The 23715-nt window shown below is 69.6% G+C and carries 23 protein-coding genes and 1 pseudogene; 18 read left to right on the forward strand and 6 right to left on the reverse strand.

The window, feature by feature from the left end; genetic code table 11:
• Positions 1-68: 68 nt before the first annotated feature.
• The gene (locus tag E4191_RS06330; protein WP_139615465.1) at positions 69-266 is read right to left on the reverse strand and encodes a hypothetical protein; all 198 of its coding nucleotides are present in this window, start codon (positions 264-266) and stop codon (positions 69-71) included.
• A 417-nt stretch (positions 267-683) separates the two neighbouring features.
• On the opposite strand from E4191_RS06330, the gene E4191_RS23685 reads away from it, so the two are divergent.
• From E4191_RS23685 to rpmG, 3 genes are all read left to right on the forward strand, one after another.
• Entirely contained in the window at positions 684-836 is a 153-nt protein-coding gene (locus E4191_RS23685; RefSeq protein WP_176562645.1) for a hypothetical protein, read from the forward strand.
• An 81-nt stretch (positions 837-917) separates the two neighbouring features.
• A complete protein-coding gene (locus E4191_RS06335) occupies positions 918-1379 on the forward strand; it encodes a hypothetical protein (RefSeq protein ID WP_135312656.1) in 462 nt (153 codons plus the stop codon).
• A gap of 161 nt (positions 1380-1540) precedes the next feature.
• A complete protein-coding gene (gene rpmG / locus E4191_RS06340) occupies positions 1541-1708 on the forward strand; it encodes a 50S ribosomal protein L33 (protein ID WP_135312657.1) in 168 nt (55 codons plus the stop codon).
• A gap of 132 nt (positions 1709-1840) precedes the next feature.
• Here the strand turns inward: rpmG and E4191_RS06345 are convergent, their stop codons facing one another.
• A complete protein-coding gene (locus E4191_RS06345; protein WP_135312658.1) occupies positions 1841-2749 on the reverse strand; it encodes a LysR substrate-binding domain-containing protein in 909 nt (302 codons plus the stop codon).
• Positions 2750-2870: 121 nt separating this feature from the next.
• Here E4191_RS06345 and E4191_RS06350 point away from each other — a divergent pair, with 121 nt between their 5' ends.
• The 6 genes from E4191_RS06350 (at position 2871) to E4191_RS06375 (ending at position 9617) form a co-directional block, all read left to right on the forward strand.
• The gene (locus tag E4191_RS06350; protein WP_135312659.1) at positions 2871-4154 is read left to right on the forward strand and encodes an NAD(P)/FAD-dependent oxidoreductase; all 1284 of its coding nucleotides are present in this window, start codon (positions 2871-2873) and stop codon (positions 4152-4154) included.
• Positions 4155-4341: 187 nt separating this feature from the next.
• Positions 4342-5859 carry an L-piperidine-6-carboxylate dehydrogenase gene (gene amaB, locus E4191_RS06355; protein WP_135312660.1) on the forward strand — a complete coding sequence of 506 codons (1518 nt, stop codon included), beginning with the start codon at positions 4342-4344 and terminating at the stop codon, positions 5857-5859.
• A 31-nt stretch (positions 5860-5890) separates the two neighbouring features.
• A complete protein-coding gene (locus E4191_RS06360) occupies positions 5891-6805 on the forward strand; it encodes an aminotransferase class IV (protein WP_135312661.1) in 915 nt (304 codons plus the stop codon).
• A 165-nt stretch (positions 6806-6970) separates the two neighbouring features.
• Entirely contained in the window at positions 6971-8014 is a 1044-nt protein-coding gene (locus tag E4191_RS06365; protein WP_135312662.1) for an NAD(P)-dependent alcohol dehydrogenase, read from the forward strand.
• A 227-nt stretch (positions 8015-8241) separates the two neighbouring features.
• On the forward strand, positions 8242-9075 hold the full coding sequence (locus E4191_RS06370) for an XdhC family protein (RefSeq protein ID WP_135312663.1): 834 nt from the start codon (positions 8242-8244) through the stop codon (positions 9073-9075).
• Positions 9072-9617 carry a nucleotidyltransferase family protein gene (locus E4191_RS06375; RefSeq protein WP_135312664.1) on the forward strand — a complete coding sequence of 182 codons (546 nt, stop codon included), beginning with the start codon at positions 9072-9074 and terminating at the stop codon, positions 9615-9617. The genes E4191_RS06370 and E4191_RS06375 overlap by 4 nt, the downstream gene beginning before the upstream one ends.
• Before the next feature lie 78 nt (positions 9618-9695).
• Here the strand turns inward: E4191_RS06375 and E4191_RS06380 are convergent, their stop codons facing one another.
• The 3 genes and pseudogenes from E4191_RS06380 to E4191_RS06390 all read right to left on the reverse strand — a co-directional run bounded on the left by E4191_RS06380 (position 9696) and on the right by E4191_RS06390 (position 13139).
• A complete protein-coding gene (locus tag E4191_RS06380) occupies positions 9696-11066 on the reverse strand; it encodes an aspartate aminotransferase family protein (RefSeq protein WP_135312665.1) in 1371 nt (456 codons plus the stop codon).
• 10 nt (positions 11067-11076) lie between these two features.
• Positions 11077-12536 (reverse strand): annotated as a pseudogene (locus E4191_RS06385) (NAD-dependent succinate-semialdehyde dehydrogenase).
• A 117-nt stretch (positions 12537-12653) separates the two neighbouring features.
• Positions 12654-13139, reverse strand: coding sequence for an Lrp/AsnC family transcriptional regulator (locus E4191_RS06390; RefSeq protein ID WP_135312666.1), 486 nt, complete (start codon positions 13137-13139; stop codon positions 12654-12656).
• Positions 13140-13204: 65 nt separating this feature from the next.
• On the opposite strand from E4191_RS06390, the gene ehuR reads away from it, so the two are divergent.
• From ehuR to doeB, 9 genes are all read left to right on the forward strand, one after another.
• On the forward strand, positions 13205-14602 hold the full coding sequence (gene ehuR / locus E4191_RS06395) for a MocR-like ectoine utilization transcription factor EhuR (protein ID WP_135312667.1): 1398 nt from the start codon (positions 13205-13207) through the stop codon (positions 14600-14602).
• 160 nt (positions 14603-14762) lie between these two features.
• Positions 14763-15770 carry a TRAP transporter substrate-binding protein DctP gene (gene dctP / locus E4191_RS06400; RefSeq protein WP_135312668.1) on the forward strand — a complete coding sequence of 336 codons (1008 nt, stop codon included), beginning with the start codon at positions 14763-14765 and terminating at the stop codon, positions 15768-15770.
• Between the two features lie 73 nt (positions 15771-15843).
• A complete protein-coding gene (locus E4191_RS06405; protein WP_135312669.1) occupies positions 15844-16530 on the forward strand; it encodes a TRAP transporter small permease in 687 nt (228 codons plus the stop codon).
• Positions 16527-17813, forward strand: a complete 1287-nt coding sequence (locus E4191_RS06410; RefSeq protein ID WP_135312670.1) for a TRAP transporter large permease — start codon at positions 16527-16529, stop codon at positions 17811-17813. Before E4191_RS06405 ends, E4191_RS06410 begins: the two co-directional genes overlap by 4 nt.
• 5 nt (positions 17814-17818) lie before the next feature.
• Complete coding sequence (locus E4191_RS06415) at positions 17819-18523, forward strand: maleate cis-trans isomerase family protein (RefSeq protein WP_135312671.1); 705 nt, start codon at positions 17819-17821, stop codon at positions 18521-18523.
• Complete coding sequence (gene eutB, locus E4191_RS06420) at positions 18517-19464, forward strand: hydroxyectoine utilization dehydratase EutB (protein ID WP_135312672.1); 948 nt, start codon at positions 18517-18519, stop codon at positions 19462-19464. Before E4191_RS06415 ends, eutB begins: the two co-directional genes overlap by 7 nt.
• Entirely contained in the window at positions 19461-20432 is a 972-nt protein-coding gene (locus tag E4191_RS06425) for a cyclodeaminase (RefSeq protein ID WP_135312673.1), read from the forward strand. The genes eutB and E4191_RS06425 overlap by 4 nt, the downstream gene beginning before the upstream one ends.
• Entirely contained in the window at positions 20425-21621 is a 1197-nt protein-coding gene (gene doeA, locus E4191_RS06430) for an ectoine hydrolase DoeA (RefSeq protein ID WP_135312674.1), read from the forward strand. The genes E4191_RS06425 and doeA overlap by 8 nt, the downstream gene beginning before the upstream one ends.
• Positions 21618-22607: a N(2)-acetyl-L-2,4-diaminobutanoate deacetylase DoeB gene (doeB, locus tag E4191_RS06435; RefSeq protein ID WP_135312675.1), complete on the forward strand. Its 990-nt coding sequence runs from the start codon at positions 21618-21620 to the stop codon at positions 22605-22607. The genes doeA and doeB overlap by 4 nt, the downstream gene beginning before the upstream one ends.
• Here the strand turns inward: doeB and E4191_RS06440 are convergent.
• Positions 22604-23620 (reverse strand): AbrB family transcriptional regulator, encoded by a 1017-nt coding sequence (locus tag E4191_RS06440; RefSeq protein WP_228461609.1) that lies wholly within the window; start codon positions 23618-23620, stop codon positions 22604-22606. The two genes, doeB and E4191_RS06440, sit on opposite strands and share 4 nt — an antisense overlap.
• Positions 23621-23715: the final 95 nt, after the last annotated feature.

Here is a 23715-nt window from a genome sequence, read left to right on the forward strand (position 1 = left end):
GCTGCGCGCCATCGCCGCGCGCAGACATATGGGGCCCTGACGACGCCGGGGCCGCAGGGCGTCCGGGCCTATCGCGTCCGGGCCTTGAGGGTGATCTGACCCGCCGGCTTCCACGGGGCCTTGTTGGTCATCTGCCGGTCAAGCCGTTGCAGAAGATCGCGATATTCGGCGTTGTGGCCATACGCGTTCAGCGCGTTCATGATCATCATCCAGTCGGTGGACGACAGGGTCGGAAGGAAGGCATCCTGGCGGGTCGAAACAAACATAACCGTTAACTCCATACATAAGCGGATGCTCATCTAGCGCCGGATATGCGGGATTGGTATGCCCATCCTCGCACAGATGATGTGCAAAAACGCGAAAGTGCGGGGGCCTGATTTGCGTGAAGGCACAGGCACTTGGACGGCAAGGGACGTGGATGTCGGGAAAGGGCCATCTTGTCGGGCCGACGGCAAGCGCGGATCTGCGATCTCGGGATGGGATGCGTGCCACCGGCGACACCTGTTGCCGGATCGCAGACAAGTTAAAAGCCCCGCCTTCCGGCGGGGCCTACTCATGAAGGCTGAACTGACGTCTGCAACTGGTTACGGCCACCCAACATGCCGCAGCGCAGAACGTTCCCTTGCAAACCGGGATTTGCAGGGGAAACTTCGCGCCGTGCCCCGGATGCCACAGGCCGCCCGATGGCCCTGTCCGCCGGATTGAACCCAAGCCGTTCGCGTCGCGTTGGCCCCCCACACACAGCAAGACCGACACAGCAGGAGAAGCCCATGTTCCGTATCTTCAAGTATTTCGCCATCTTCAAGATGATCCGCCGCTTCATGCGCCGTCGCTGAGGACATCTTCGGCGCCGGATGGCACACTGCCCCGGGCGGGTGACCGCCATCCCGGCCCCGACATTTGAAAAGGACGCTGCGGTGTTTGCCCAATGGAAGCAGGAAAAGGCCACCTCGGGCCTTGTCGACGAGGCGCAGGCGCTGGCCGACCGGCTGGCCACCACCAAGCCGCATTTCGTCGAAAGCCACGCCGCCGCCGCGCAGTTCTGGGCGGCGTCCTATCTGGCGGACGGTCAGGATCTGCACGACATCGCGAAATGGCCCAGGAAGGACGTCGCGCGCTTCGTCTCGGCGGCGCAGGTCAGGATCGCCGCCCTGCGCAAGGAGCGGCACTATGACAGCAGCGACGGGCTGGCGATCTGGTTGCACACGGCCCGCGCGGTGACAGAGCCCCGCATCCTTCCCGCGATCCGGGAGGTCTGGCAGCACATCCTGAAGGCCGGACCGAATGCCGACTCGATGGCCGAGGACCTGATCGCCGAGGCCGACCTGCCGCCGGGCCAAGGTCGCCGCATCCCGACCGGCTACGCCACCGAGGACTGAAGGCCGGTCTTTGCCCTCCATAGGCCCCGAAAACCCCGCACTTTCCCGATATCGGGTCGGTTTGGCGGTTGACACCCCCGCGCCTGAGGCTAAAAGGCGTCTTCATCAGGAATTCCACGGGGTGTGCGGCGCGCGATTGCCCCGAAGCAGGAGCGATTATCATGGCGAAGCCGACCACCATCAAGATCCGGCTGAACTCGACCGCCGGGACCGGCCACTTCTATGTGACCAAGAAGAATGCCCGCACGATGACCGAGAAGATGGCCGTGCGCAAGTACGACCCGGTCGTCCGTCAGCATGTCGAATACAAGGAAGGCAAGATCAAGTAAGGATCTTGCCGGACCGTCCGCCCCGCACCCTGCCGCGCAGGATGGGGTCCGGGCGGTTTTCAGTCTGAAGACACGGGGCGTCGCAGATCTGCGGCGCCCCGTGTCCGTTTGCGCGATGCTCGGCCGGGCGGGTCAGGCGGGCGCCTCGGGCGGGGCGGCGGCGGTCTCCTCGACCAGCCAGCGGCGCAGGTGCTGCAGCGGCGGGAAATCGTCGCGGTCGCGCGGCCAGGACAGGTAGTAGGCCTCGGTCCCGCGATAGGGCAGGGGCAGGGCCTCGACCAGCCGCCCCTCGGCCAGCTCGGCCTGGAACAGGCCCTCGGGCAGCAGTGCCACCCCCAGGCCCGCCACGGCGGCCGCCCCCAGCAGCGAGAACTGATCGAACAGCATGCCGTGGATGCCGCTGTCGTCCACGTCGTATTCGCGCAGCCAGCGTTCCCAGGCATCGGGGCGCGGGGTCAGGTGCAGCAGCGGCATCTGGCGCAGATCGGCGGGCCGGCGCGGCGCATGCCGGTCCCGCAGCTCGGGCGCGCAGAGCGGCAGCACCGTCTCGGCCTGCAGCATCACCGCGGGCTCCTCGCTGCGGGTCGGGATGCCGAAGCGCACGGTCGCATCCACGATGCCGTCGCGGAAATCGAAGCGCGCCGCGCGACTGAGGATGTTCAGCGTGATGTCGGGGAACTGCGCGGCAAAGCGCGGCAGGCGCGGGATCAGCCAGCGCGCGCCGAAACCCGGCGGCACGCCCAGGGTCAGCGCGCCCGCCGGGCTGGCGCGCAGGTTCATCGACGCGGCCGAGATGCGCTGCAGCGCGTCGCGCACCTCGCGCGCATAGCCCTGGCCGCCCAGGGTCAGGGCGATGGTCTGTTTCTGGCGCACGAACAGGGTGACGCCCAGCTGCCCCTCCAGCGCGCGGATCTGGCGGGACACGGCGGATTGGGTCAGCGACAGCTCCTGCGCGGCCTGCGTGATCGACCCGGTCCGGGCGGCGGCTTCGAAGGCCGCCAGCAGCGGCAGCGAGGGCAGGAACCTGCGAGGGGTGGCCATGGTCATTCCCGGACGGGCAGATGTCATGAAAAACTGGTGCTATCCTTACCCCCTGCCGCCGGTGGACAAAAGCCGGGAAGGCGGCGGTAACGGCACCGCCTTGCCACGAAGGGCCCGACAGATGCGCGACGATCCCTGCAGCCACGGTTTGTGGGAACGCACCGCCCCCGCCGCCCCCCGGACCGGCGTGCTGGAGGGCGAGACCACCGCCGAGGTGGCGATCGTCGGCGCGGGCTATACCGGCCTCTCCACCGCGCTGCATCTGGCCGAGCGCGGCATCGACGCGGTCGTCCTCGAGGCGGTCGAGATCGGCTTCGGCGGCGCCGGGCGCAACGTGGGGCTGGTCAATGCGGGCATGTGGGTCATGCCCGACCAGCTGGTGGCGACCTTGGGCGCCGATCAGGGGGGCCGCCTGATCGCGCTGCTGGCAGAGGGTCCGGCGCGGGTCTGGGACATCGTGCGCCGCCACGGCATCGACTGCGAGGCGACGCCCACGGGCACGCTGCACACGGCGGTCGGCCCCTCGGGCTGGGCCGAGGTGTCGGAACGTGCGCGCCAGTGGCAGCGCCTTGGTGCCCCGGTCGAGCTGCTGCCCCCGGACGCGGCCGCCGAGATGATCGGCAGCAAAGTCTATGCCGGCGCGCTGCTGGACCGGCGCGCGGGGACGATCCAGCCCCTGGCCTATGCGCGGGGGCTGGCGCGGGCCGCCCTGGGGCAGGGGGCGCGGATCTTCACCGGCTCGCCCGCCACGGGGCTGCAGCGCCAGGGCGCGCTCTGGCGCGTGACCACCCCGGCGGGATCGGTCACCGCGCGGCGGGTGGTCATGGCGACCGACGCCTATACTCGGCACCTGGCGCCCGAGATTCGCACGCAGCAGGTCTTCCTGCCCTATTTCAACCTGGCGACCGAACCCCTGCCCGACGATGTCGCCCGGACCATCCTGCCCGGGCGGCAGGGCGGATGGGACACGCAGGAGGTGCTGACCTCGTTCCGGCTGGACCGGCAGAACCGGATGGTCTTCGGCTCGGTCGGCGCGCTGCGCAACAGCGGCGATCTGGTCCACAGGGCCTGGGCGCGGCGCGCGCTGCGGCGGATCTTTCCCCAGATCGGGGCGGTCAAGTTCCAGACGGGCTGGTTCGGCCAGATCGGGATGACCGGCGACAACCTGCCCCGCTTTCACCGCCTGGACGAGGGGATCTACAGCTTCTGCGGCTATAACGGGCGCGGGATCGCGCCGGGCACGGCCTTCGGGCAGGTGCTGGCGGGCTATCTGTCGGGCGAGATCCCCGAGGCACACCTGCCGCTGCGCCCCTGCCAGCCCCAGCCCGCCGCCTTCGGGCGCCTGCGCGCCGCGGGGTTCGAGATCGGCGCACAGATGGTGCATCTGGTCGATGCACGGCGCTGACCCAAGGCGCGCGCCCCGCCCGCGCCATTCCGGCCACGCATCACCTCAGTCCCAAAGAGCCCGTTCCAAGGCGGGGGCGATACTGTAAGAAGACCCCCGAACCCGAACCCGCGCCCCTGCGGCACGCCGACATCCACAGACCTGAACGGGCCTCGCGCCCTCGCACGACCGACAAGGACCCCCACCCATGACCGACAGCATCGCCACCGTGACCCGCGACGTTCTGGACCGCCTCGGCGTCGGATCCGCGCTGTATTCCGGCGGCACGCTGGACAGCTTCTCGCCGGTCACCGGGGAACGCATCGCGCAGCTGACCCAGCAGGGTCCGGCGGATGTCACCGCCGCCATCGACCGGGCGGCCACCGCCTTCCGCGCCTGGCGCACTGTCCCCGCGCCGCGCCGGGGCGAACTGGTCCGCCTGCTGGGCGAGGAATTGCGCGCCTCCAAGGACGATCTGGGCCGCCTCGTCTCGATCGAGGCGGGCAAGAGCCCGTCCGAGGGCGCGGGCGAGGTGCAGGAGATGATCGACATCTGCGATTTCGCCGTGGGCCTGTCGCGCCAGCTGTACGGCCTGACCATCGCCACCGAGCGTCCCGGCCACCGCATGATGGAGACCTGGCACCCGCTTGGCGTCGTGGGCGTCATCTCGGCCTTCAACTTCCCGGTCGCGGTCTGGTCGTGGAACACCGCGCTGGCGCTGGTCTGCGGCAATCCGGTCGTCTGGAAACCGTCGGAAAAGACCCCGCTGACCGCGCTGGCCTGCCAGGCGATCCTGGACCGCGCCCTGGCCCGCTTCGGCGACGCGCCCGAGGCGCTGAGCCAGGTGATCGTCGGCGGCCGCGAGACGGGCGAGGCGCTGGTCGAGGATCCGCGCGTCGCGTTGGTCTCGGCCACCGGCTCGACCCGGATGGGGCGGCAGGTGGGGCCCAAGGTGGCGGCGCGCTTCGGGCGCACGATCCTGGAGCTGGGCGGCAACAATGCGGGGATCGTCTGCCCCTCGGCCGATCTGGACATGGCGCTGCGCGCCATCGCCTTCGGCGCGATGGGCACGGCGGGCCAGCGCTGCACGACGATGCGGCGGCTGTTCGTCCATGACAGCGTCTATGACCAGCTGGTGCCGGGGCTGGTCAAGGCCTACGCCTCGGTCACGGTGGGCAACCCGCTGACGACGCCCGCGCTGGTCGGCCCGCTGGTCGACCGCGCGGCCCATGACGCCATGCAGGCGGCGCTTCAGGCCGCAACGGCCGCGGGCGGCACCGTCCATGGCGGCACCCGCGTCCCCGAGGCTGGCCCCGAGGCCGCCTTCTACGTCCGCCCCGCGCTGGTCGAGATGCCCGCCCAGACCGGCCCGGTGCTGGAGGAGACCTTCGCGCCGATCCTCTACGTGATGCGCTACGGCGATCTGGACGACGCGATCGACCAGCACAATGCGGTCGGCGCGGGCCTCTCGTCCTCGATCTTCACCACCGACCTGCGCGAGGCCGAGACGTTCCTGTCCGCGGCGGGGTCCGATTGCGGCATCGCCAACGTGAACATCGGCACCTCGGGCGCCGAGATCGGCGGGGCCTTCGGCGGCGAGAAGGAGACCGGCGGCGGGCGCGAAAGCGGCTCGGACGCGTGGAAGGGCTACATGCGCCGCGCCACCAACACGATCAACTACTCGCGCGAGCTGCCCCTGGCGCAGGGCGTCAGCTTCGACATCTGACCCGCACCACATCCCGAGGGAAGGCCGCATCATGACCCCGCTCAGCAGTTCCTCGTCGCAAAGCTATGTGAAGGATCTCCGCAACGAGGGGGTGCAGATCTATGTGAACGGCGAGTTCTTCCCCCGCGATCAGGCGAAGGTGTCGATCTTCGATGCGGGCTTCGTGCTGGGCGACGGCATCTGGGAGGGCATCCGCCTGATCGACGGGCGCCTTCTGGCCATCGATGACCATATCGACCGCCTCTATGAGGGCGCGACGGCGATCCAGCTGGACATCGGCTTCACCAAGGCCGGGCTGGTCGACGAGATCTGGAAATGCTTGCGCCACAACGACATGCAGGACGGCGTGCATATCCGCATCATGATCTCGCGCGGGGTGAAATCGACGCCGAACCAGGACCCGCGCTTCATCACCGGCGGCGCCACCATCGTCATCGTGGCCGAATGGAAGCAGCCGAACCCGGCGCTGAAGGAGACCGGGATGACGCTGATGACCTTGACCATCCGCTGTTCCACGCCGGACGTGTTCGACCTGCGCCTGAACTCGCATTCGCGGCTGAACTTCATCCAGGCGCTGCTGCAGGCGATCAACATGGGCGCGGACGAGGCGCTGATGCTGGACGACCGGGGCTTCGTCGCCTCGTGCAACTCGACCAACTTCTTCATCTTCCGGGGCGACGAGCTGTGGACCTCGGACGGGCTGACCTGCTTCAACGGCATCACCCGCAAGGCCGCCATCCGGCTGTGGCGGCAGGCGGGGCTGACGGTGCGCGAGGCGCCCTTCACCCTGGCGCAGGTCTATTCCGCCGACGAGGCCTTCGTCACCGGGACGCTTGGCGGGATCACCCCGGTGGCGACCATCGACGGGCGGCCCATCGGGGATGGCCGTCCCGGGCCGCGCACCGCCCGGATGAACGCGCTCTATCAGGACTATCTGGCGGGCTGACCCCTGCAGGCCCGCCCGTGCAGGATGACCCGCCCGCAAGGCCGGTCGCTTTTTTCCCCTTGCACGAACTCCGTGGCGAATTTCCGCCCGGCGACATTGACAGGCGGCGGCCCCGGCGGTCCTGCTGGCACCGAACTGTCACGACCCACAGGGGAGGGGATCATCATGGCGAAATCACTGGTGCTGGAACGCAAGGGCCAGCTGTCGCTGCGCGAGATCGCGCTGGACACGGATCTGGGGCCGGACGATGTGCGCATCGCCATCCGCACGGTCGGGGTCTGCGGATCGGACGTGCACTACTATACCCACGGCAAGATCGGCCCCTTCGTCGTCAACGAGCCGATGGTGCTGGGCCATGAGGCCTCGGGCGTGGTGACCGAGGTCGGCGCGCAGGTCCGCCATCTGAAGCCCGGCGACCGCGTCTGCATGGAGCCGGGCATTCCCGACCCGACCTCGCGCGCGGCCAAGATGGGGATCTACAACGTCGATCCCGCCGTGCGCTTCTGGGCGACCCCGCCGGTCCATGGCTGCCTGACGCCGCATGTGGTCCATCCGGCGGCCTATACCTACCTTCTGCCCGACACCGTCTCCTTCGCCGAGGGCGCGATGGTCGAGCCCTTCGCCATCGGCATGCAGGCCGCGCTGCGCGCCCGCATCCAGCCGGGCGACATCGGCATGGTCACCGGCGCCGGTCCCATCGGCATGATGACCGCGCTGGCCGCGCTGGCCGGGGGCTGCGCCAAGGTCTATGTGGCCGATCTGGCCCAGCCCAAGCTGGACATCATCGCCGCCTATCCCGGCATCGAGACGATCAACATCCGCCAGACCCCCCCGGCCGAGGCCATCGCCGACGCCACGGCCGGATGGGGCGCGGACGTGGTCTTCGAATGCTCGGGCGCGGCGCCTGCGGTGCTGGGCCTGCCGCAGCTGGCCCGGCCGGGCGGCACGATCGTGCTGGTGGGCATGCCGGTCGATCCGGTGCCCGTCGACATCGTGGGCCTGCAGGCGCGCGAGCTGCGGGTCGAGACGGTCTTCCGCTATGCCAATGTCTATGACCGCGCCATCGCGCTGATCGGGGCGGGCAAGGTGGATCTGAAGCAGCTGATCTCGCTGACGATGCCCTTCGCCGACAGCATCGCCGCCTTCGACCGCGCCGCCGAGGGCCGCGAGACCGACGTCAAGATCCAGATCGAGATGCCCGACGCCTGATCCCGGCAGCCCCCCGCCGCGACGCACCGGAAGAGGGGTATCGCGGAGGGGGCGCCGACCCCGTCCGGCCGCCCTCGGGATGGCCGGGCAGCGGCGGCGCCTTGGGTCCCCGTGCCGCCTTCCTGCGAACGCCCGGAAACAACCTCAACGAGAGCCCAGATTTCCTGCATCCAAATCCGGGGCAGGGGCGTTACAGGCGCAACGGCCCTTGTTCCCGGAATGCCCCCATGTCGATCTCTACCCCCATCGCCGCCACGGGCACCTGCCCGGTCAAGTCCCTGCTGCGCCGCCCCGGCGGGGCACTGGCGCTGCTGACCGGCACGCAAGGAGGCTTTCCCCGGCGTCCCGGCGCGATGATGGCGCTCTGGCCTGACGGCCAGCGCGTGGGCAGGCTGGGCGCGGGCTGCATCGACGGCGACATCGCCGCGCATCTGGATCGGCCGGGCCCGGTGACGCGGCTGACCTATGGCGTGGGCGGCCCGGTCGACCTGCCGCTGCCCTGCGGCGGCAGCGTCGACATCGCGCTGATCCACCGCCCCGATCCCGACTGGCTGGGCGCCATCTGGGACGACCGCATCCGCCGCCGCTCGGGCCAGTGGTGCGTGAACCTGCAGACCGGCCATCCCTGCCGGGCCGAGGCGCCCGATGCCGCCGATTTCGCCCTGACGCTGCCGCCCCCGCCCGCCTTCCAGATCCACGGAGAGGGGGACGAGGCGCAGGCCCTCACCGCCTTAGTCGCCGCGCTGGACATGCCGATCCTGGGACAGGAGGCACGCCCCGACGCCTACAGCGCTGTGGTCACCCTCTTTCACGACCATGACCGGGAACTGCCCGCCCTGACCCGCGCCCTGCAATCGCCGGCCTTCTATATCGGCGCGCTCGGCTCGCAGCGCGCCCGCGCCGCCCGCCATGCGGCCTTGGCGCAGCAGGGTGTGGATGCGCAGACGCTGTCCCGCCTGCGCGGCCCGATCGGTGTCGTCTCGCCCGCCCGCGATCCGCGCCTGATCGCCGCCTCGACCCTGACCGAGATCCTGGCGGCCTACGAGGCGCTGACCGCGTGATCCGCACAGGGCTCCTGCTGGCCGCCGGCGCCTCGCGCCGCTTCGGCCCGCAGGACAAGCTGCTGGCGCCGCTCGGGGGCCGACCGCTGGTCACCCATGCCGCCTGTGCCCTGCGCGGCACCCCCTTGGACCACCGCATCGCCGTCATCGCCAATCCCGCGCTGGTGCCGCTGCTCGACGGGTTCCGGATCGTCCTGATCCCCGTTGGCGGCCAGCAATCCGACAGCCTGCGCGCGGGGCTTGGGGAGGCTGGCCAACCCGACCGCCTGCTCATCGCCTTGGGCGACATGCCCGACGTGACCGCCGCCCATCTGACGCGCATCCTGACCGCTGCCACCGACGATCTGCCCTCCTGCAGCCATGACGGCACCGCCTCGCTGCCCCCCGCCTGCTTTCCGCAGGCCCGTCTGGCCGCCCTGCAAACCCTGACCGGAGATCAGGGCGCCGCCCGTCTCCTCCGAGACCTGCCAGCGGCCCAACATATCGACGCACCACGTCTGCTGCGCGACATCGACACGCCCGGCCAGATCGCCCCAACCTGACCTTTCATCTTGGGAAAAATATCCCGCGGGGGGGCCGGGGGGCGCGAAGCCCCCCGGCCATCGCGGGACGTATGAGCCTCAGCCCAGCACCTCGGCCACCGCCTCCGCCGTCACGTCGACGATCGTGTCGGCCTCCTCGCGCGTCAGGCACAGGGGCGGGGCAAAGCCTAGGATGTCGCCCTGCGGCATGGCGCGGGCGATGACGCCGCGCTTGACCATCGCGGCCACGACCTTGGCGCCCTTGCCCTCGGCGGCGTCGAAGAACGTCCGCGCATCGCGGTCGGCCATCAGCTCGACCGCACACAGCATCCCCTCGCCCCGCACCTCGCCCACATGGGGGTGATCGCCCAAGGCGGCGGTCATCCGTTCGTTCAGATAGGCGCCGACCGTGCCCGCGTTCTCGACCAGCCCCAGGCTGTCGATCAGCGTCAGGTTGGCGACCCCGGCGGCGGCGCCGATGGGATGGGCGGAATAGGTCCAGCCATGGCCCATGACCCCGTTCTCGTCGGTGCCGCGCGCCAGCACGTCCCACATGCGCTGCCCCACGATCGAGGCCGACAGCGGCGCATAGGCCGAGGTCAGGCCCTTGGCGCTGGTGATCAGGTCGGGCTTCATGCCGTAGTGATCCGACCCGAACATGGTGCCGAGGCGGCCAAAGCCCGTCACCACCTCGTCGGCGATCAGCAGGATGTCATGGGCGTCCAGCACCGCCTGGATGGCGGGCCAGTAGCCTGCGGGCGGGGGCACGATGCCGCCCGTGCCCAGCACCGGCTCGCCGATGAAGGCGGCGATGGTGTCGGCGCCCTCGGCCTGGATCAGCGCCTCCAGCTTGTCGACGCAATAGCCCACGAAGTCGCCCTCGGACATCGAGGCGTCGGGGCGGCGGAAGTAATAGGGCGCCTCGGTATGGATCACCTGCTCCAGCGGCAGGTCGAACTTCTTGTGGAACAGGTCGAGGCCGGTCAGCGAGCCGGTCATCAGCCCCGACCCGTGATAGCCGCGCCAGCGGCTGATGATCTTCTTCTTCTTCGGGCGGCCCAGGATGTTGTTGTAGTACCAGACCAGCTTGATGTTGGTCTCGTTCGCATCCGATCCCGACAGGCCGAAATAGACCCGCGCCATGCCCTCCGGCGCGCGGTCCATGACCATCTTGGCCAGCGTGATCGAGGCCTCGGTGCCGTGGCCGGCATAGGAGTGGTAATAGGCCAGCTCGCGCGCCTGGTCGGCAATCGCCTCGGCGATCTCCTGGCGGCCATAGCCCACGTTCACGCAGTAGAGGCCCGCGAAGCCGTCCAGCAGCCTGTTGCCGTCACGGTCGGTGATGTGGCAGCCCTCGCCGCCGGTGACGATGCGCTGCGGCGCCTCGCCGCGCGCGAATTGCGCCAGATGGGTCGAGGGGTGGAAGAAGTTCTCGCGGTCCCATTTCGCCAGTTCGTCATTGGTCAGCATCGTCATCTCCTCAGGCCCAATCGCGGCACACATACTTGATTTCGGTGAAGGCCTCGAGCCCCTGCCGGGCGCCCTCGCGGCCGATCCCGGACTGCTTCATCCCCCCGAAGGGGATCGGCGCGCCGGTGACCTTGGTGCGGTTCACGGCGACCATGCCGTATTGCAACGCCCGGCTCACGCGATAGATCCGGCGCGGGTCCAGGCTGTGGACATAGGCCACCAGCCCGTATTCGCTGGCATTGGCGCGCGCGATCACCTCGTCCTCGGTTTCGAAGACCGACAGGGCGGCGACGGGACCGAAGGTCTCCTCGCGCATGATCAGGGCGTCGTCGGTCACGTCGGCCAGCACGGTCGGCTGGAAGAACAGCGGCCCCAGATCCTGCGCGACCCCGCCCCGGTCAGCAGACGTGCGCCGTGGGACAGCGCGTCCTCGACATGGGCCTCCTGCTTGGCGATCTGGCGGTCGTGGATCAGCGGACCCAGATCGCCGTCCTGCATGCCGGGCGCCAGGGTCAGTTTCTCGACCGCCGCGGTGAAGCGGGCGCAGAAGTCGTCATAGACGGGACGGTGAATGTAGAAGCGGTTGGCGCCCAGGCAATCCTGACCCGAGGTGGCGAACTTGGCCTTGACGGCCTCGGTCACGGCGCGGTCCAGATCGCAGCCCTCGAACACAATGAAGGGCGCGTGGCCGCCCAGCTCCAGCACCAGCCGCTTCACCGTGTCGGCCGACTGGCGATAGAGCAGTCGCCCGACTTCCGTGGAGCCGGTGAAGGACAGCGCGCGGACCCGGGCGTCGCCCGTCCATTCGCCCACGATGGTCGCGGCGTCGCCGATGACGGTGTTCACGACGCCCTCGGGGAAGCCCGCGCGCCGTGCCAGCACGGCCAGCGCCAGCGCCGACAGGGGCGTCTCGGCGGACGGGTGGATCACCACCGTGCAGCCCGCGCCCAGGGCGGCGGCGGCCTTGCGGGTGATCATCGCGCAGGGGAAGTTCCAGGGCGTGATCAGGGCGGCGACGCCCACGGGTTCGCGCCACAGCTCCATCTCGGCATCGGGCAGGTGGCTGGTCACGCCCTCGATATTGGGGCGCAGCGCCTCCTCGGCATAGAAGGCCACGAAGCTGGCGGCATAGTCGATCTCGCCGCGCGCCTCGCTGACGGGCTTGCCCTGTTCGGCGGTCATGATGCGGGCCAGGTCCTCGCGCGCCTCCAGGATCATCGCGTGCCAGCGGTGCAGGATGGTGGCGCGGTGCTGGGGCAGCATGGCCGACCAGGCGGGGAAGGCGGCATGGGCCGCATCCACCGCCGCCCGGGCGCCGGCCGCGTCGCTGACGGCGACCTGCGCGACCAGCGCGCCGGTGGCGGGATCGCGAACGGCCAGGCGCCCCTGGGCGGGAAAGTCGCCGCGTCCGGGCAGCAGCCCGTGATCGGCCAGCCGTTCGGTCAGTTGGCTCTGGTGGTCGTCGAACATCTCTCACCTCTCTTGGTCTTGCCGCATCATGACGCAGGGCTTGCAGGGGATTTGCCTGTTCGGGACCAGGGGGGCAGAGGATTCCTCTGTTGTGGCGCGCGCCCGCCGGGGATTTCTCTAGCCCAGCAGGGCCGAGGCCGGGGGCTGGTCCTTGACCGGCTTGGTGACGATATAGCTGAAATAGCGCCGCACCCCGGCCCGGCTGTCCAAGAGCCCGTCCATCAGCGCCTGGAAGGCCGCCACGTCGGGCGCGATCACCTGCATCAGGTAGTCGTAGCCGCCGCCGATGGCCCAGCAGCCGGTGACGGCATCGGTGCGCGCGATCACCCGTTCGAACATCTGGAAGCTTTCGGCGCGGTGGCTGTCCAGCTCGACCGTGACGAAGACCTGCACATGCGGCCCGAGCGCCGCCAGATCGACCTGCGCCCGGTAGCCCCGGATCAGGCCCGCCTGCTCCAGCCGTCGCATGCGGTCCCAGCAGGGGGTGGGCGACAGGTTCACGCGGGCGGCCAGGTCGGTCTTGGCGATGCGCCCCTCGCGCGACAGGATCGCCAGGATGGCGATGTCGCGGTCGTCCAGGCGGGGGCTGCGGGGCGGGATCATGGGGGCGGTTGTTCCCGCCGCCGCGCGGCTTGTCAATCGGGCCCGGCCACGCGATCCTGCGGGCCATGTCGCATTGGCCCCTTCGTCGCACCGATATCACCCGCCCCGCCTATCGCAGCCTGGCCCAGGGGGTCGCGGCGGCCATCGATGCGGGCAGCCTGGCGCCCGGCGCCCGCCTGCCGCCGCATCGCGATCTGGCGTGGCAGCTGGGCGTCAGCGTGCAGACCGTCAGCCGCGCCTATGAGGAGCTTATCCGCGCCGACCTGATCTCGGGCGAGGTGGGGCGGGGCAGCTTCGTGCGGGCAGGCCCGCGCGAGACGATCGAGGTGCCGTGGTTCCGCGCGCCCACCGACCGGCCGCCGATCGACCTGTCCATGATGACCCCGGTGGCCCTGCCGCAGATCGCCCAGGCCTGGTCGGCCACGCTGATGCGCCTGTCGGACCGGCTGCCGGGACCCGCGATGATGTCGTTCCGGCCCCGCCAGACCATGGCGCTCTATGGTGGGATGGCGGCGGCCTGGCTGGCGCGCTGCGGCATGGTGGTGCCCGCGCAGCGCATCCTGATCACCAACGGCACGACGCCCGCGATGTTCGTGGCGCTGTCCTGCACCGCCCAGCCCGGCGACATCATCGCCACCGAATCCGCCACCTGCCACACGCTGCGCCCCGCCGCCCAGCACCTGCACCTGCGGCTGAAGGGCATCGCGGGCGACGAGCGCGGCATGGATCCCGACGCGCTGATCGCCGCCGCGCGGGCCTCGGGCGGGCGGATGAAGGCGGTGTTCCTGCTGCCCTCGGGTGGCGGGCCCCTGGCGCAGATCATGGACCGCGACCGGCGCGAGGCGCTGGCGCGCGCCGCCACGCAGGCCGGGCTGATCATCCTGGAAAGCGATCCGACCGGGCCGATGCCACCGCGCCGACCCCCCGCCCTGTCCAGCTTCGCGCCCGAGCGCAGCTTCTACTTCACCGGCCTGTCGAAATGCCTGTCGCCGGGACTGCGGCTCGGTTTTCTCGCCATGCCCGAAAATTTGGCAGAGGTCGCGCTGAACCGGCATCTGTCGATGGCCTGGATGGCGACGCCGCTGATGGCCGAGATCGCGCAGGACTGGATCACCGGCGGCACCGCCGACGCGCTGCTGGCCGCGCAGCGGACCGAGCTGTCCGCCCGCAACCGCCTGGCGGCGCGGATCCTGCCCGGATCGCAGGGATTCCTGCACGGGCTGCACCGCTGGCTGCCGCTGCCGCCCGGCGGCGACGAGGCGGGGACCCTGGCCGAGGCGCTGGACCGGCAGGTCGCGCTGGCCCCCGGCGCGGGCTTTGCCATGCAGCCCCAGGGCCCGGCGCTGCGCGTCTCGATTGGGGGCGTGCCGATGCGCGATCTGGACCAGGCGCTGCGCATCCTTTCGGCAATCCTGACCCCCGACGCGGGCGCTGAAGGCGGGACCGGGCACCCCCCGGTTTGACTCTCGGCCCGGGAATTGTCATGATTTAATATAGAAATTGACTTGGAATCCGCTTCGTTCGAACTCTCGGGCCAAGCCGGCACGGGCAAATCCGCCCGAATCCTGCATCAAGGGCCGCAGACGCGCCGCGTCGGGACGGCCCGTCCAACGGAGGTATCTCATGACCATCAAGACCCTGACGACCGCCAGCATCACCGCCCTGATCCTGGGCTCGGGCACCGCCATGGCCGACACCTGGCGCTATGCCTTCGAGGAGGCCCTGGACGAGGTCCAAGGCGTCTATGCCCAGAAGTTCAAGGAAGAGGTCGAGGCCAATTCCGACCACGAGGTCCAGCTGTTCCCCTTCGGCACCCTGGGCGAATCCGACAACATCATGGAACAGGCGCAGTCGGGCATCCTGCAGTTCGTGAACCAGTCGCCCGGATTCACTGGCGCGCTGATCCCCGAGGCGCAGGTGTTCTTCGTGCCCTACCTGCTGCCCGAGGACCAGGACCAGCTGGTCAGCTTCTTCCGCAATTCGGAGACCATCACCGACATCTTCCCCGAGCTTTACGCCCAGCAGGGCCTGGAGCTGCTGAAGATGTATCCCGAGGGCGAGGTCATGCTGACCACCAAGGCCCCCGTGGAAACCCCCGAGGACCTGAGCAACGTCAAGGTGCGGGTGATGACCAACCCGCTGCTGGTCGAAAGCTATCGCGCCTTCGGCGCCACGCCCACGCCGCTGGCCTGGGGCGAGGTCTATGGCGGGTTGCAGACCGGCATCATCGACGGCCAGGAGAACCCGGCCTTCTTCATCGAATCGACGCGGATGTACGAGGTCACCGACCACATCACCCGGCTTGGCCACAACAACTTCACCACCGCGCTGATGGCCAACCAGGAGTTCTTCGAGGGGCTGGACGAGGCGGACCAGCAGGTGATCCAGGCGGCCGCCGACGCGGCCTTCGACCACATCATCGAGTATCAGCAGGGCCTGACCGAGACCGCGCTGGAGACGATCATGGAGGCCAAGCCCGGCATGACCATGACCACCCTGACCGAGGAGCAGCGCGCCCCCTTCCGCGAGACCGCCGCCGATGTCGAGGCGACCTTCTTGGAGATCGGTGGGCCGCGCGCGCAAGAGGTGCTGGACCAGATGAAGGCCGATCTGGAAGCCGCCGCCAGCTGATCCCGACCAAATCCGGACCCGGTCGCCGTCGCGGCCGGGTCCTCCGACCAACCCATTCGAGGCACAGGTGGCCATGACGCGCGATGTCGATCCCGGTGGGCCTGGCCCCCACGATGCCCCCCCCAACACCACGACCGTCGATGCCGAGATCCTGGCCGCCGCCGAGGCGACGCAGGCCCAGGACGACATCGATGATGGACTGTACGAATCGGGTCTGCCCGGGCCGCTTGGCCTGATCGACAAGGTGATCGCGCGGATGGAGGCCTTCGCGCTGGCCTTCGGGGTCCTGGCCATGGCCGCGATGACGGTCGCCAATGTCGTCGGGCGCTTCGTCTTCGGCCAGTCGCTCTATTTCGCGGAGGAAGTGAACCAGGGGCTGATCGTGCTGATCACCTTTGCCGGCATCTCCTATGCGGCGCGGCACGGGCGGCACATCCGCATGTCGGCCATCACCGACGCGCTGCCCTTCCGGGCGCGCAAGGCGATGATGGTGATGATCTCGACCGTGACGGCGGTGCTGCTGCTGGCCTTGTCCTGGTACGCGCTGTCCTATGTGATGACCACCGCCGGGCGGGGCCGGGTGCTGCCCGCGCTGAGCATCCCGCAATGGTGGGTCCTGGTCTGGGTGCCGGCGGGCCTGTTCCTGACCGGGCTGCAATACGCGCTGACCGCGCTGAAGAACCTGACCGATCCCGAAATCTGGCTGTCGACCGCGACACGCGACGGCTATGACCTGCCGCACAAGGACAGCGCCCCATGACCGCCGCCATTCTGGGCACGATGATCGTGCTGCTGCTGCTGGGTTTCCCGATGATGGTGCCGCTGATCATCGGGTCCATGGTGGGCTTCGTGGGCCTCTTCGGGGGCCTGGGCCAACTGGAGACGCTGGTCCAGCAGGTCGTGGCGGGCATCCAGCCCTCCAGCCTGATCGCCGTGCCGATGTTCATCTTCGCCGCCGAGATCATGACCCGCGGCCAGTCGGCCGAGCGGCTGATCAACCTGGTCATGGCCTTTCTGGGCCATATCAAGGGCGGGCTGGCGATCTCGACCGCCGGGGCCTGCACGATGTTCGGCGCGGTGTCGGGATCGACGCAGGCGACCGTGGTGGCGGTGGGCGGCCCGCTGCGCCCGCGCCTGCTGAAGGCGGGCTATTCCGACCGCTTCACGCTGGCGCTGATCATCAACGCCTCCGACATCGCCTTCCTGATCCCGCCCTCGATCGGGATGATCATCTATGGCGTGGTCTCGGGCACCTCGATCTCCGAACTGTTCCTGGCGGGCATCGGGCCGGGGCTGCTGATCCTGCTGTTGTTCTCCATCTATTCCTACATCTACGCGGTGCGCCACAACGTGCCGACCGAACCCGCCGCCACCTGGCCCGAGCGGTTCCGCGCCATGCGCCGCGCCATCTGGCCCCTGGGCTTTCCGGCGATCATCATCGGCGGCATCTATGGCGGCATCTTCTCGCCCACCGAGGCGGCTGCGGCCTGCGTGCTTTACGCCATGCTGCTGGAGATGGTCATCTTCCGCGAGGTGACCCCGCGCCAGCTGTACGCCACGGCGAAATCGACCGGCCTGATCACGGCGGTCGTGTTCATCCTGGTCGGCGCGGGCGCGGCCTTCAGCTATGTCATCAGCTTCGCGCAGATCCCGCAGGAGATCCTGGGCGGCATCGGCATTGACACGATGGGGCCCTATGGCGTCCTCTTCACCATCTCGATCGCCTTCTTCATCGGCTGCATGTTCGTCGATCCGATCGTGGTCATCCTGATCCTGGTGCCGATCTTCGCCCCCGTGGTGCAGGCCACCGGCCTCGACCCGGTGCTGGTCGGCACCATCGTCACGCTGCAGGTGGCCATCGGCAGCGCCACGCCGCCCTTCGGCTGCGACATCTTCACGGCCATCGCCGTCTTCCGGAGGCCCTACTGGGAGGTGATCCGGGGCACCCCGCCCTTCATCATCATCCTGCTGTCGGTCTCGGTCGCGCTGATCTTCTTCCCGCAGATCGCGCTGTTCCTGCGCGATCTGGCGATCTCGGGCTGATCGGCATGCGCCGCGACAGCCTGACCCGCTTCGGCCTGGTGACCCTGGCCACCGACCTGACCATCGAGGGCGACGCCGCCGTCCTGATGCCGCGCGACACGCAGCTGCATGTCACGCGCATCGCCTTCGACAACCCCACGACCGAGGAGAACCTGCGCCTCACCGGCCCGCGCCTGCGGGCGGCGGTCGACCTGCTGGTGCCGGGCATCACGCTTGCGGGGATCGGCTTCGGCTGCACCTCGGCGTCGGCGGTGCTGGGCGATCAGATCGAGGGACTGGCGGGCGGCCGCGCCCCGGTCACCACGCCGGCGGGCGCGGCGCTGCGGGGCTTCGCGGCGCTTGGGCTGGACCGGGTGGCGCTGATGACGCCCTATCTGGCGGCGACCACCGATCTGGTCGGCGATCACTTCCAGGCCCATGGCGTGCAGGTGCTGCGGCGCAGCTCGATGGGCCATGCCGACGACCGCGACATGGCCATGCTGCGCGACGCCGAGATCATCGAGATGGCCGAGGAGAGCGATCACCCCGACGCGCAGGCGCTGTTCATGTCCTGCACCGCGCTGCCCGCGCTTGGCCTGATCGACGATCTGGAGGCGCGCTTGGGCAAGCCGGTCCTGACCTCGAACCAGGTGCTGTTCTGGGCGATGCTGGACATCGCAGCGATCCCCGCGGCCGGGCCCGGCGCGCTGTTCCGGGCGCGCACATGGTAGGGCTGGATCAGGTGCTGGCCGCCCGGGAGCGCATCGGCGGTGACGTGCTGCGCACCCCCGTCGCCCTGTCGGCGGCGCTGTCGGAACGCGCCGGGGGCGAGGTCTGGCTGAAGCTGGAACACCGCCAGACCACCGGCGCCTTCAAGCTGCGTGGCGCGACCAATGCCGTGGCGGGGCTGGGGAAGGTGGCGGGGGTCACCACCGCCTCGACCGGCAATCACGGCCGCGCGCTGGCCCATGCGGCGCGCGCCCGGGGCTTGCGCGCGGTGATCTGCATGTCGCGCCTGGTGCCCGCCAACAAGGTCGAGGCGATCCGCGCCCTTGGCGCCGAGGCGCGGATCGTCGGCGACAGCCAGGACGACGCCTTCGTCGAGGCGCACCGTCTGGCCCGGGACGAAGGCTTCGCGCTGATCCCGCCCTTCGACCATGCGGACGTGATCGCGGGGCAGGGCACGCTGGCGCTGGAGATCCTCGACCAGATCCCGCAGGCGGCCAGCATTGCCGTGCCCCTGTCGGGCGGCGGCTTGCTGGCGGGGGTCGCGGCGGCCACCAAGGCGCTGCGCCCCGACATCCGCATCATCGGGATCAGCATGGATCGCGGCGCCGCCATGGCCGCCAGTCTTGCCGCAGGCCAGCCCGTCGAGGTCGCCGAATTGCCGACGCTGGCCGACAGCCTGGGCGGCGGCATCGGGCTGGGCAATCGGCTGACCTTCCCCATGGTGCGCGACCTGATGGACGATCTGATCCTGCTGACCGAGGATCAGATCGCCACCGGCATCCGCCATCTGGCGTCCGAGGGTCATGTGGTCGAGGGCGCCGCCGCCGTGGGCGCCGCCGCCGTGCTGGCCGGGCGCCTTGGCGGGCCGTTCCCGCTGGTCCTGATCCTGTCGGGCGCCAATATCGACCCCGCGCAGCATGCCCGGCTGCTGGAGGCCGCATGACCCCGCTGATCCTGTCCGAACCCGACCTGCGCGCCCGCGTCCCCCTGGACCTGGCCGCCATCGACGTGGTCGAGGCGGCCTTCGCCCGATTGGCGGGGGGCGGCGTGGTGATGCCGCCGGTCCTGTCGATGCACCTGCCGCAGGTGAACGGAGAGGTGGACGTCAAGACCGCCTATGTGCCGGGACTTCAGGGGTTTGCGGTCAAGATCTCACCCGGGTTCTTCGACAATCCGGGGCGCGGGCTGCCCTCGACCTCGGGGCTGATGGTGGTACTGGACGCGCTGACGGGGCGGGTGCGGGCGGTGCTGCTGGACAACGGCTATCTGACCGACATCCGCACGGCGGCGGCGGGCGGCGTGGCGGCGCGGCATCTGGCGCGACCGGACGCGACCCGCGCGGCGATCTTCGGCGCCGGAATGCAGGCGCGGCTGCAACTGCAGGCCTTGCGGCTGGTCCGGCCGCTGACCCATGCGGTGATCTGGGCGCGGGATGCGGCCCGCGCGCAGGCGCTGGCGCGCGAGCTGGACAGCCCCGACTGCCGCGTCACCGCGACCGCCGACCCCGCGGAGGCGGCAGGGCAGGCCCATATCATCGTCACCACCACCCCCGCGACGCAGCCGATCCTGCAGGCCGACTGGCTGCGCCCCGGCCAGCACGTCACCGCGATGGGCAGCGACCAGCCCGGCAAGGCCGAGCTGCATCCCGACTGCCTGGCCCGCGCCGACCTGTATGTCGCGGACCGCACCAGCCAGACCCGCCTGATGGGCGAGCTGCGCGCCGCCATCTCCGCGGGCACGATGCCTGACGGCGAGCATCCCGAATTGGGCCAGATCATCGCCCGCACCCATCCCGGCCGCCAGTCCCCCGACCAGATCACCATCTGCGATCTGACCGGAACCGGCGTGCAGGACACTGCCATTGCCACCCATGCGCTGGACGCATTTTCGAAAGACGACCCGAATGCCTGAACTGCAAAGGACGCCCGAACGCTTCTCGACCGCCGAATACGAGGAGCGCCTGAAGAAGACCCGCGCCAGCATGGAAAAGCTGGGCCTCGATCTGCTGATCGTCAGCGATCCGTCGAACATGGCATGGCTGACCGGCTATGACGGCTGGTCCTTCTATGTCCATCAATGCGTGATCGTGGGGCCGACCGGGGCGCCTTTGTGGTTCGGGCGCGGGCAGGATGCCCAGGGCGCCCTGCGCACGGTGTGGATGAGCGATGACCACATCATCGGCTATCCCGACCATTACGTGCAATCGACCGAGCGGCACCCGATGGACTATCTCTGGGCGCAGCTGGCGGACCGGGGCTGGCATACCGGCTTCATCGGCGTCGAGATGGACAACTATTACTACTCGGCCAAGGCGCATGAGCGCCTGGTCCACGGCCTGCCCGAGGCGCAGATCCTGGACGCGACCGGCCTTGTCAGCTGGCAGCGCGCGGTCAAGACGCCCAAGGAGCTGCAATACATGCGCAAGGCCGCGCGGATCGTCGAACGCATGCACCGCCGCATCGCCGACAAGATCGAGGTCGGCATGCGCAAATGCGACCTGGTGGCCGAGATCTATGATGCGGGCCTGCGCTATGACGAATGGTCGGGCCATGGCGGCGACTATCCCGCCATCGTGCCGCTGCTGCCCTCGGGGCCGGATGCCGCCGCCCCGCACCTGACCTGGGACGACCAGCCGATGAAGGTGGACGAGGGCACCTTCTTCGAGATCGCCGGCTGCTATCAGCGCTATCACGTCCCGCTGTCGCGCACGATCTTCCTGGGCAAGCCGCCGCAGGAGATGCTGGAGGCCGAGAAGGCCGTGCTGGAAGGGATGGAGGCGGGCCTGGGCGCCGCCCGCGCGGGCAATACCTGCGAGGATATCGCCAACGCCTTCTTCACGGTCCTGGACCGCCACGGCATCGTCAAGGACAACCGCACCGGCTATCCGATCGGCCTGTCCTATCCGCCGGACTGGGGAGAACGCACCATGTCGCTCCGCCGGGGCGACCGGACCGAGTTGAAGCCGGGCATGACCTTCCACTTCATGACGGGCCTGTGGATGGAGGGCTGGGGCTACGAGACGACCGAGTCGCTGGTCATCACCGAGGCCGAGCCCGAGCTGTTCTGTTCCATCCCGCGCCGGATGCTGGTGAAGGCATGAACCCGATCCGTCCCACCATCCCGCTGGATCAGCCCGGCAAGCATCACGGCTTCCTGCGCCTGCCCCATTCGCGCAACGACAGCGCATGGGGCAGCGTGCTGATCCCGTTGACCGTCATCGTGGGCTCGGAAGGGCCCACGGCGCTGCTGACCGGTGCCAACCACGGCGACGAATACGAGGGCCCCATCGCCCTGCAGCAACTGGCATGGGAGCTGGAGCCCACCCAGGTGCAGGGCCGGGTCATCATCCTGCCGACGATGAACGCGCCCGCCTTCCGTGCGGGCACGCGGGTCAGCCCGATCGATCAGGTCAACATGAACCGCTGCTTTCCGGGCCGGGCCGATGGCAGCGTGACGCAGAAGATCGCGCATTACATCAGCCATGCGCTGGTGCCGATCTCGGATCTGGTGCTGGACTATCATTCAGGCGGCAAGACGCTAGACTTCCTGCCCTATGCGGCGGCGCATTACCTGAACGACGAGGATCAGCAAACGGCCTGCGTGGCGGCAATGCGGGCCTTTGCCGCGCCGTGGTCGATGATGATGCGCGAGATCGATGCGGTGGGCATGTTCGACACCGAGGTCGAGGCGCAGGGCAAGGTCTTCGTCACGACCGAGCTGGGGGGCGGCGGCACCGCCACCGCCGCCAGCGCCCGCATCGCCATCCGCGGCGCCAGGAACCTGCTGCGCCATGCGGGCATCCTGTCTGGCGAGGTCGAGGGCGCCGAGGACAGCCGGATGCTGGACATGCCGGGCGACGACTGCTTCCATTTCGCGCCAAGCGACGGGCTGATGCATCCGCTGGCCGATCTGGGCGAGCGGGTGTCCGAGGGGCAGGCGCTGGCGCAGATCTGGCCCGCCGACCGCACCGGCGTGGCGCCCGTCACCGTGACCGCCAACCGTGCGGGCCTGGTCGCGGCGCGGCATTTCCCGGGCCTTGTCCAGTCGGGCGACTGTCTGGCGGTGATCGCGGTCGAGGTCGACTAACGCATCAGCCGGGCTGCGATCGGGGCCAGCAGGATCACCAGCACGATCCGCAGGATGTGGTGGCTGACCACATAGGCCAGATCGGCGCCCGCGATGATGGCGATCACCACCATCTCGGCCTGGCCGCCCGGCAGGAAGGCCAGGAAGGCGTCCAGCCCCGGGGCCAGGCCCAGCAGGTGGATCGCCTCCAGAAAGATCAGGCTGATGACGGCCAGAATCAGCGAATAGACGACGCCCGCCGTCACGTCGATGCGCAGTTCCCGCCCGGTGATGCCCATGTATTTCGCGCCGATGGCGATGCCGATGAAGAACTGCGAGGCCTGGATGACCTCGGCCGGGGGGCGGGTCTGGATGATCCCCGCCAGCGACAGCGCCGCCGTCAGGATCATCGGCCCCAGGATCGAGGCGCCGAAGAGGCCCAACCGCTCGCCCCCCTTCCAGCCGATCAGCCCGGCCCCGGCCATCAGCGCCAGCTGGCCCCACGCGACCGAGGTCAGCGGCGCCCCGGGCGGCGCGGTCAGGTCCAGCCCCCACCACAGCGTCATGATCAGCGGCGCCACGGTCACGATGACCAGCACGCGGGTGGCGTGGATCAGCGACAGGGCGCGGATGTCGCCGCCCGCCTCCTCGCCGAAGATCAGCATGTCCTGCAGCCCGCCGGGCATGGCGGCGTACCAGGCGGTCGGGTGGTCGAAGCCGAAGACTCGGCGGAACAGCGGATAGCCCACCGCCGCGATCACGCCCACGAAGACGGGCACGATGGACAGCGACACCGCCATCGCGGGCAGCCCGGCCAGCACGTCGGGCGTGATCGAGGCGCCGACCGCGACGCCAAGGAACGTCCGCATGAAGATGCCGATCTGCCCCGTGCCCGCCAGCCGCTGGCCCAGCAGCGCCGCGATCAGGCATGCGATCATCGGGCCCAGCAGCCACGGCAGGGGCAGGCCCAGGGCCACGAACAGCGCCGCTCCGGCGAGGGCGGTGGCAAAGGTCGCCAGATGCGTCAGGGTCACGGTCGCGTCCTTGCCGGGGGATGCGCCGGGGACGGCGCCACCCGGGACAGAGAGCAAGGATTTGCGCGATCTGCAAGGGGTGGCGCGCGGCCCGG

It is taken from the genome of Paracoccus liaowanqingii (genome assembly GCF_004683865.2).
Lineage (GTDB): Bacteria > Pseudomonadota > Alphaproteobacteria > Rhodobacterales > Rhodobacteraceae > Paracoccus > Paracoccus liaowanqingii.